Genomic DNA, 4,528 nt, shown 5'->3' with positions numbered 1-4,528 from the left:
CCCAGCTCGGCCTCGTCAGCCAGCGTCGGGCGCACGATTCGTCCCATCAGCCTGTGCGAATAGATCAGCCCACGCGCCTGCACTTCCGCCTGAATGTCAGGAATGGCCAGTAACGCCGAGGAATGAACCGGCGGATGCGCCACCACCGTGCCGACCCGGCGGCGCCGCACCACCAGCCCCCGCGCCGCCAGCTCCGAAACCGCTCGCGAGACGGTCATGCGGGCGCAGCCGTATTCGGCCGTCAGCTCCGCTTCGGTGGGGATGCGGAAACCCGGCGCCCAGTCGCCCGAGGCGATGCGGCGTTCGATGTCCCGCGCGATGCGTCGATGCAGGGGCTCGGCGTCCATAACGCGCAGACTGCCCCTTGCACCCCATTATGTCTAGACATAACAATAGCGCATTCGACAGGGAGACTTGAATGCCCGACGCCCCCAACATCCGCGTCATCCGCAGCCCCCGCGGGTCGGAGAAGACCGCAAAGACCTGGGCTGCCGAGGCCGCCCTGCGCATGTTGATGAACAATCTGGATCCCGAGGTGGCCGAACGGCCCGAGGACCTGGTGGTCTATGGCGGCATCGGCAAGGCCGCGCGCGACTGGCCCTCCTTCGACCGCATCGTCGACCAGCTCACGCGGCTGGAGCCGGACGAGACCCTGCTGGTGCAGTCGGGCAAGCCCGTGGGTGTGTTCCTCACCCACGAGGACGCGCCGCGGGTGCTGATCGCCAACTCCAACCTCGTTCCGAAATGGGCCACGTGGGAGCACTTCAACGAACTCGATCGCAAGGGCCTGATGATGTACGGCCAGATGACCGCCGGGTCCTGGATCTACATCGGCACCCAGGGCATCGTTCAGGGCACCTACGAGACCTTCATGGAGGCGGGCCGCCAGCACTACGGCGGCGACTGGTCCGGCAAGTGGATCCTGACCGCGGGTCTCGGCGGCATGGGCGGGGCCCAGCCTCTGGCGGCCACCATGGCGGGCGCGTCGTGCCTGGCCATCGAGTGCCAGCCCAGCCGCATCGAGATGCGCCTGCGCACCCGCTATCTGGACGTGGCGGCCGATACCCTTGATGAGGCGCTGGAGCTTCTGAACCAATCCATCAAGGACAAAAAGCCTCAATCAATCGGGTTGTTGGGAAATGCAGCGGATGTTCTGCCTGAACTGATCCGGCGCGGCGTGCGGCCTGATCTGGTCACCGACCAGACCAGCGCCCACGACCCGGTCAACGGCTATCTGCCCTCGGGCTGGACCATCGCGGAGTGGGAGACGAAGCGTCAGTCCGACCCCGCCGCCGTCGAAAAGGCCGCCCGCAAGTCCATGGCCGTTCACGTGCAGGCCATGCTGGATTTCCATGCGCAAGGCGTGCCCACCACCGACTATGGCAACAACATCCGTCAGGTGGCCTTCGACGAGGGCGTGAAGGACGCCTTCGCCTTTCCCGGCTTCGTGCCCGCCTATATCCGTCCCCTGTTCTGCCGGGGAATCGGGCCGTTTCGCTGGGCGGCGCTGTCGGGTGATCCGGAGGACATCCGCAAGACCGACGAAGCCATGAAGCGCCTGTTTCCCGACAACGCCGGGCTGCATCGCTGGCTGGACATGGCGAGCGAGCGCATCGCCTTCCAGGGCCTGCCCGCGCGCATCTGCTGGATCGGCCTCGGCGACCGGCATCGGGCCGGGCTGATGTTCAACGAGATGGTGGCCTCGGGCGAGCTGTCGGCGCCCATCGTCATCGGTCGGGACCATCTGGACTCCGGCTCGGTGGCCAGCCCCAATCGCGAGACCGAGTCAATGATTGACGGTTCGGACGCCGTATCGGACTGGCCCCTGCTGAACGCCTTGCTGAACACGGCCTCGGGCGCGTCCTGGGTGTCGCTGCATCATGGCGGCGGGGTGGGCATGGGATACTCCCAGCACTCGGGCGTTGTCATCGTGGCGGACGGCACGGCCGAGGCGGCGAAGCGGCTGGAGCGCGTCCTGTGGAACGACCCGGCCACCGGCGTCATGCGCCACGCCGACGCGGGGTATGACATCGCCAAGGACGCCGCACGCGAGCACGACCTGAACCTGCCCTCGCTGGAGGCGGCACGATGAGCATCACCATCGGCGCCGAGCGCCTGACGCTGGATCAGCTGCGCACCCTGGCCACCGAGCACACCCCCGTCGTCATCGCCCCCGCCGCCCTCGACCTGCTGGATCAGGGCGCGGCCACGGTGGCCCGGATCGTAGAGGACGGCCGCACCGTCTACGGGGTCAACACCGGCTTCGGCCTGCTGGCCAACACCCGCATCGACGACGCGGATCTGGAGACCCTGCAGAAAAATCTGGTCCTGTCGCACGCCTGCGGCGTCGGCGCGGCGCTCGCCCACCAGACCGTACGCCTGATCATGGCCTTGAAGATCGCGTCCCTGACGCGCGGCGTGTCCGGCGTGCGGCGTGAAACGGTCCAGCTTCTGGCCGGGATGCTGAACCGGGGGCTGGTCCCGCTGATCCCGGCCAAGGGCTCGGTGGGCGCCTCGGGCGATCTGGCCCCCCTCGCCCATCTGGCCGCCGCCATGATCGGCGAACCGCGCCAGAAGGTCTGGTTCGAGGACGCCTGGGCGCCGGCGGACGTCGCGCTGGAGAAGGCGGGCCTGAAGCCCGTCGTCCTCGCCGCCAAGGAGGGCCTGGCCCTGCTGAACGGCACCCAGTGCTCCACGGCTCTGGCCCTGGTCGGCCTGTTCCGGGCCGAAAACCTGTTCCGCTCGGCGCTGGTCACGGGCGCCATGTCCACCGACGCGCTGAAGGGCTCCGACGCCCCGTTCGACGCCCGTATCCACGAGCTGCGCGGCCAGCCCGGCCAGATCGACACGGCGGCCGCCCTGCGCGCCCTGATGGCCGACAGCCCCATCCGCGACAGCCACCGCGACGACTGCCTGAAGGTGCAGGACCCCTATTCCTTCCGCTGCCAGCCCCAGGTCATGGGCGCCATCCTCGACGTCATGAGCGCGGTCGCCCGCACCCTGATGATCGAAGCCAACGCCGCCACCGACAATCCCCTGGTCTTCCCCGAAAGCGGCGACGTGCTGTCCGGCGGCAATTTCCACGCCGAGCCGGTGGCCTTCGCCGCCGACCAGCTGGCCCTGTGCATCGCCGAGATCGGCAGCATTTCAGAGCGCCGGACCGCCATCCTGATCGACCCCAAGATGAGCGGCCTGCCCGCCTTCCTGACCAGCGACCCGGGCCTGAACTCGGGCTTCATGATCGCCCAGGTCACGGCCGCCGCCCTGGCGTCAGAGAACAAGATGCTGGCCCATCCGGCGGTGGTGGACACCATTCCCACCTCGGCCGGTCAGGAGGACCATGTCTCCATGGCCACCCACGGCGCCCGGCGGCTGGGCGACATGGCCGACAACGTCGCGAACATCCTGGCGGTGGAGCTGCTGGCCGCCGCCGAGGGGATCGAGCACCACCGCCCGCTGACGTCCTCGCCGCCGCTGGAGCAGGCGCTTGGGCAGCTGCGCACCGTGGCCGCGGCCATCCCCACCGACCGCTATTTCGCCGACCACATCCAGTCCGCCGCCGAAGTGATCGAGCGCGGCTGGCTGGCGACGCTCTGCCCGGACGACGTGGCGCTGGGCTGAGGCCTACTCTCGCCGCTCGATGCTGATCACATAGGGGCCGGTGGAGTTGGGCGCATAGCTGTTGGCCCGCAGGGTGTACCAGCCCGCCTCGTCGAACTCGTGTTCGATCAGCGAGTTGGTGTCCGACAGCCCGTCATCATCCGAGGCCAGCAGCACGAAGTCCTCCGCCAGCCCCCGGCCCAGCGCCAGGAAGGCGTCGAACGCGTTGGACACCATGGTCAGCCGCAGCCGGTCGCCCTCTTCAACCTGGAATCGGTAGTCGTCGTAGAAGCTGGCGTCCCCGGCCGCCATGCTGTCGTTCTCGGTCAGGCTGCCGCGCACGGTCGCGCCGATCATGATGCTGCCCGCCACCGGCGCCGGGCCGCGATCGGTCAGCTCCAGCGCATAGAGGCCCCGTCCGCTTCCACCCAGCGGCTGGGCCCTGATGATGTAGTCGCCGGTCTCCGGGATGGTGAAGTTCAGGCGCGAGTTCAGCCCCTCGCCCAGACCGTCGTCGTCATAGGCCATGGCGGTGAACTCGCCCTCGGCCGATCCGATCTCCAGATAGCTGTCGAAATCGCCCGAGCGCATGACGATCTGCACCCGCTGGCCTTCCTGTCCCCTGAACCGGTAGGCGTCATAGCGCCGGTTCGACGAGCCCTGCGCGCTGTTCTCGGAAATCTCGCCCTGGATCGATTGGCCGAAAGCCAATGGCGTGGGCTCGGGATCCGGCTCGATCTCGTTGACGTCCAGGGTGTAGGCGCCCGTGCCCGCCCCGCCGAACGAACGCGCGCGAAGCTCGTAGTCGCCCGCCTCGGCGAAGGTGTGGACCAGACGCGAGTTCAGCCCATCGCCGCCGTCGTCGTCAGAGGCGATGCCTTCGAACCCTCCGGCGGCCATGCGGCCCAGGTCCAGGTAGGTGTCGAAG

4 protein-coding genes are annotated in these 4,528 nt (G+C 68.4%); 2 read left to right on the top strand and 2 right to left on the bottom strand.

Annotated elements, in window-relative coordinates:
* A partial coding sequence (locus tag C0461_RS13530) for a GntR family transcriptional regulator (protein WP_292107735.1) occupies nt 1-347 on the bottom strand: 347 nt, incomplete at its 3' end.
* A gap of 71 nt (nt 348-418) precedes the next feature.
* Here C0461_RS13530 and hutU point away from each other — a divergent pair.
* Both hutU and hutH read left to right on the top strand, forming a co-directional pair.
* Nucleotides 419-2,092, top strand: coding sequence for a urocanate hydratase (hutU, locus tag C0461_RS13525; RefSeq protein ID WP_292107733.1), 1,674 nt, complete (start codon nt 419-421; stop codon nt 2,090-2,092).
* The gene (gene hutH / locus C0461_RS13520; protein WP_292107731.1) at nt 2,089-3,621 is read left to right on the top strand and encodes a histidine ammonia-lyase; all 1,533 of its coding nucleotides are present in this window, start codon (nt 2,089-2,091) and stop codon (nt 3,619-3,621) included. The genes hutU and hutH overlap by 4 nt, the downstream gene beginning before the upstream one ends.
* Nucleotides 3,622-3,624: 3 nt before the next feature.
* On the opposite strand, the gene C0461_RS13515 is transcribed toward hutH, so the two are convergent.
* The coding region (locus C0461_RS13515; RefSeq protein WP_292107730.1) for a PPC domain-containing protein at nt 3,625-4,528 on the bottom strand (904 nt) is incomplete at its 5' end.

The sequence above is a fragment of the Brevundimonas sp. genome, assembly GCF_013823285.1.
Classification (GTDB): Bacteria; Pseudomonadota; Alphaproteobacteria; order Caulobacterales; family Caulobacteraceae; genus Brevundimonas.
This window is presented reverse-complemented; position numbering and strand designations above follow the sequence as displayed.

Bases quoted from the DNA above. Each gene is read 5' to 3' on its own strand.
- hutU (WP_292107733.1), top strand. From the start codon at position 419: ATGCCCGACGCCCCCAACATCCGCGTCATCCGCAGCCCCCGCGGGTCG.
- hutH (WP_292107731.1), top strand. From the start codon at position 2,089: ATGAGCATCACCATCGGCGCCGAGCGCCTGACGCTGGATCAGCTGCGC.